This is a genomic window from Acidimicrobiia bacterium, assembly GCA_018057765.1.
Lineage (GTDB): Bacteria > Actinomycetota > Acidimicrobiia > IMCC26256 > JAGPDB01 > JAGPDB01.
This window is the reverse complement of record JAGPDB010000047.1, coordinates 1-4,394: the sequence shown is the minus strand read 5'-3', so window position 1 is coordinate 4,394 and position 4,394 is coordinate 1. Positions and strand designations below refer to the sequence as shown.

Here is a 4,394-nt window from a genome sequence, read left to right as displayed (position 1 = left end):
CACCGTCTAAAGAATCACGCAACTCAACCAAAGATTTCACCAAACCCGAATCAACAAAAACAGAATTAGAACGTGCAGGTTCAGACAAAAACTCACGCAACAAACCTATATCGCAACGCAACTTCTCGGTTAAAACCGCACTATCTATATTCTCGTACATATGTATGCATTTTATCAAATAAACACTACAAAAGCAAGGAAAAATAAATAATTTATTGCATCAAACTATAAGAAAGTTTAGCCCCTTTTACAATCGAACTAAATCAAGCGTGTGTCTGGTAGCTGGTTCACTAACTTCAATTATTGGTCTTGAATGAAATGAGGTTTCCCCATCACATACAAGTGTTCCATATGGCTCTGGAGATAAAATCTCTCCACCTGGGATATCTTCCAAAACTAATTTTGTACGCCTATCTACTTCAGTATCTGTGACATCGCCCCTTAATCCTAAGGTTGGAATATTCGAAGTAAATGTTCCCAGAATTGCTAATGGGTCAATATGGTATGCGAGTCGTTGTTCATCTCCAACTTGTGTGGGTTGAATAGTTTCTGACCTATAAGTAATATACGTTATGCGATTTCTAGGATTTAACTTCATGTCTAATAGTGCATTATCCGACTGGTGAGAATTTCGCAATAATGCCTCAAAATCAATAATGTTCAAAATTAAAGAACGCAAAGGATCTCTAACATAGGGTAGCAATGTATATCTATCCTTATCAATAAATTCCAATAACTCTTGTGGAATACCAGGACCTTCATAGCCATAATCAACAATGTCATCGCTGATTCGTATAGTCATACCATCTTCAAACCTACTTAAAATTATTTTATAGTCAGAAAAAGGCACATTCAAATGCCAACCAGGATTAAAAATTGCAACAGACTGCACTATTGAATTAAATCCAACTTGTTGCGGAGGAAGAACATGACCGTCAGAAACAATTCTACCTTCGGCGTTCGGTTTACCCTTGATTGATCCCATCTGCTCAAATCCAAGTGACATACGAATCCTTTCGAAAACATATTTTACTTGTTTGGGCGCATTGTTGTCTAGCTTGGTTTAGAAACCAGTCTCATTATTTCATAAATATGTTTATAAAAAAACTTGAATTAGTTATCACTATGGCAAAATCGCAAATACGCGTGCAGGAAAACCTGATCCATTTTTAGGTTTTGGAAATGTGGCAATAACCATGGCTCCTGTTTGTGGGACTTGATCTAACTTTGTCATAGCTTCAATTTGGTATCTATCCTTATTAAGAATCATTATTTCTGCAGGAAATTTATCCCTTGCCACGACAATTCCAGGATCTGTATCTAGAGTTTCATGGCCACACCCAACAATAGACCGTTCATCGCATAAAAACTCAAGTGCTTGAGGAGACCAACCTGGTGTATGAGAAATTCCATTTTCATCTATATTTTTATACGAATTAAGGTCAGGCCAGCGTGATGACCATCCTGTGCAAAGAGCCGTAAATGCACCGTGTGGAATATTTCCATTATTTAATTCCCACTCATGTATATCATCAAGGCTCAATGCATAATCGGGATTTTCAATACATTTTTCACGAACATCGAAAATTACTAATGGGGCAATCATTTCCTGAGTTGTGATCTGATCGATCGTACGCCCGTTTTCAATAAAATGAATTGGAGGATCACAATGTGTTCCCCACTGTCCAGTGATTAAATACTCATGAGCCTGAAAACCGTCATCATCAAAATCATAAAGTTTTCTAGACTTCTCATTCGGCATATCATCCGCATGTGGAATACCTGGTTCAAAAGTATGTGTAAGGTCGACATGCTTTTTTGAAGTGAGCATCTTTGCTATGTCCCATAGGTTTTCTGCCATATTTAATGTTACCTGATTGAAATACTTATTAAAGTTGTTCTCTTAAATTTTGTAAGTACGAATTTTACACACTACAAAAATGGCCTATTGCGCACCCTTATATTGACTTCTATAATTGTTATATGCAAAATACAGATATAATCTCTTTAACTACCCAACTTGCCCAAAAAATTTCAGATCCTGATGTTGTACCCGTGCTGGAAGCATTAACAGAAGGCCACCATAGATTTAGCTTTAGCCTACAAAAGATAGAACCAGAAGTGGCCAGAATATTGCTAATCGGGATCGGTCGCATAACCGGAGTAACGATTCCAAAAGAAATAATAGATGATGTACCAAAAGTAATACCAGGTGATGAATTGAAAGTAATACCAGGTGATGAATTGAAAACAACAACATTAGCTAATGCTTTAGCCGATGTTATTGAAGGTTTCGACGATTCGAGAAAATATGATTTCTACAATGACCCCCGTATTTTAAATTTCTTTCAAGGAGCTTTGTTATTAATTAGTATGGGTAATGGAAAACTTAACTCCAACGGTACAGTATCAATGCCTACTAATGGAAGTAAAGACTATGAAGTTGATCCAGTAGCAACAAATATTTTACTTGCGCCAGTTGATCCTACTGTTTTACCTAAATTAAATGAGCAGATAGACCGTGCAGTTGATCTAGGAATTATTGATCGATAGTTAATCCAGTGTGAGCAGAGTTGCTAAAGACCAATACCCCCACCATCAGTTTGAGTAAAGTCTTGAACAGCGAAATCCCTTGGTGCTCCAAATTGATTACCACTGTTATCAGAAAGCGTTTTGTTTAGTTCTCTAGCTGTGACTACTGCTGTTTCATCACCAACACTTACAGTTTGAGTGCCATCGTCAAGACCAGAAAATACTGCATCTGTACTCATACTTAGTTCCAGAGATTTACGCGGGATGACACAATGTGCCAAAGATGGGTTTTGTGGTGTTCCATCTCCAAGAAGCCTGAAAAGTGTCCATGTAGGCTGTTGCTGACTGATAGCAACTGTTGGCTTGAATTTCTCGATCTCCATATCTCCTGTTGGTCTACCCATAACATTTCCATCAATAGGTCTGCCTATTAAAAAATATGGTTCGAAATCAGTCGCGTTCACACCATCGGGAATATTTGGTTTACCTGTTGTACCTGTATTTTTATGGTACCGGATCACGGGATTTGTTTTATTTTGTAATTTTAAATCTTGATGTAGCCCTGAGAATGTGTGATCTGAAACTCGCGTCATTACATTATCTAAATCAATAAGTTTTGCTTCTTTCAAACATTTTCTAATATCGTCTTCGAGCCATTTGATCGTGTTCAGTCTTGGTTTTCCAGGTGATTCATAAATAAAATGTATAGAATCGACAAAGCCATTTGAAAGTTCACTGGCGAGTCTTATAAGTTCAGTTTTGGAATCATCACTCAACCCGTAAATGTCGAAAGTTAATATATGAGATTTATCATCGTCAAAAATAATAACTCCTGGATTTTCCGTGTTTACCATACTTTATCTTCGGCTAGTAACTTCCTTAAATTTAATGAAATAGCCCAATATTTAGAAAAGACAGGTAAGCTAAAACCATGGAATTTAAAGATAAGGTACTTGATTTACTAACTGAACTAGAAATTGAATATAGTTGGATCGACCATCCGGCAGTATTTACTGTATCTGAATCTATGGAACACATGGATGATAAATGTCCAACAAAAAACCTGGTTCTTTATGACAAAGCTGGTCGTTACATTATGGTTGTTATGCACGGGCTTACAAGACTCAATACTAAGAGAATTGCGACTTTACTTGAAACAAAAAGTTTGTCATTTGCCAAACCCGAAATGTTGATGGAAAAACTTGGAGTAACTCCAGGTTCGGTATCTGTTTTTGGTTTGTTAAATGAAAACGCAAAAGAAATGGAAGTTGTTTTAGACAGCAATATTTTAGGAGCTGTCCAAATTGGATTTCACCCCAATGACAATACAGCTTCTATCTTTTTCAATGGACAGTCATTAGAAAAAATTGTTGTCGCTTGCGGTCATAGACCCCATATTGTTGATCTATCTGAATAAGTAGAAATATTTTTTTAATCTAAATACAACGCAATTCTTTCTTCGAGTTTTTTTCGCTTTCGAGGCCATTCCTCTTTCAACATAGAGAAATACATAGTGTCGCCTATTGAACCGTCACCAGCAATTCGATGGCTCCGCAATGTGCCTTCATAAACTGCACCCAACTTTTTGATAGCACCAGCACTGCGTTCGTTACGAGAATCACAACGAAATGCGAGTCTATTGACATCTAATTGATCAAAAGCATACGAACATAACAATAATTTACATGAAGGATTAACTGCACTTCCCCATACATCACGAGAATAAAAAGTACTCCCGAGTTCAATTCTCTTTTGTGCGGGTGCATAGTCATAAAAACTTGTAGAACCAACAATTTCATTAGTCACACGAGATACGACTGCAAAAGGCATCTTTGCTGAATCTGATTTCATCCCAATAATGT

The 4,394-nt window shown here is 36.9% G+C and carries 6 protein-coding genes; 2 read left to right on the top strand and 4 right to left on the bottom strand.

The window, feature by feature from the left end:
* Nucleotides 1-247: 247 nt before the first annotated feature.
* Nucleotides 248-1,006, bottom strand: coding sequence for a hypothetical protein (locus KBF89_08835; protein ID MBP9116426.1), 759 nt, complete (start codon nucleotides 1,004-1,006; stop codon nucleotides 248-250).
* A gap of 117 nt (nucleotides 1,007-1,123) precedes the next feature.
* Entirely contained in the window at nucleotides 1,124-1,861 is a 738-nt protein-coding gene (locus KBF89_08830) for a cyclase family protein (GenBank protein MBP9116425.1), read from the bottom strand.
* Nucleotides 1,862-1,983: 122 nt separating this feature from the next.
* Between KBF89_08830 and KBF89_08825 the strand changes: the two genes are divergently transcribed.
* Nucleotides 1,984-2,553 (top strand): hypothetical protein, encoded by a 570-nt coding sequence (locus KBF89_08825; GenBank protein ID MBP9116424.1) that lies wholly within the window; start codon nucleotides 1,984-1,986, stop codon nucleotides 2,551-2,553.
* 23 nt (nucleotides 2,554-2,576) lie between these two features.
* Here KBF89_08825 and KBF89_08820 read toward each other — a convergent pair whose 3' ends face one another.
* Nucleotides 2,577-3,386 (bottom strand): hypothetical protein, encoded by an 810-nt coding sequence (locus KBF89_08820; GenBank protein MBP9116423.1) that lies wholly within the window; start codon nucleotides 3,384-3,386, stop codon nucleotides 2,577-2,579.
* Between the two features lie 77 nt (nucleotides 3,387-3,463).
* On the opposite strand from KBF89_08820, the gene KBF89_08815 reads away from it, so the two are divergent.
* Complete coding sequence (locus KBF89_08815; protein ID MBP9116422.1) at nucleotides 3,464-3,949, top strand: prolyl-tRNA synthetase associated domain-containing protein; 486 nt, start codon at nucleotides 3,464-3,466, stop codon at nucleotides 3,947-3,949.
* A 14-nt stretch (nucleotides 3,950-3,963) separates the two neighbouring features.
* Here the strand turns inward: KBF89_08815 and KBF89_08810 are convergent.
* Nucleotides 3,964-4,394, bottom strand: a 431-nt coding sequence (locus KBF89_08810) for a GNAT family N-acetyltransferase (protein MBP9116421.1), incomplete at its 5' end; no start/stop codon positions are given.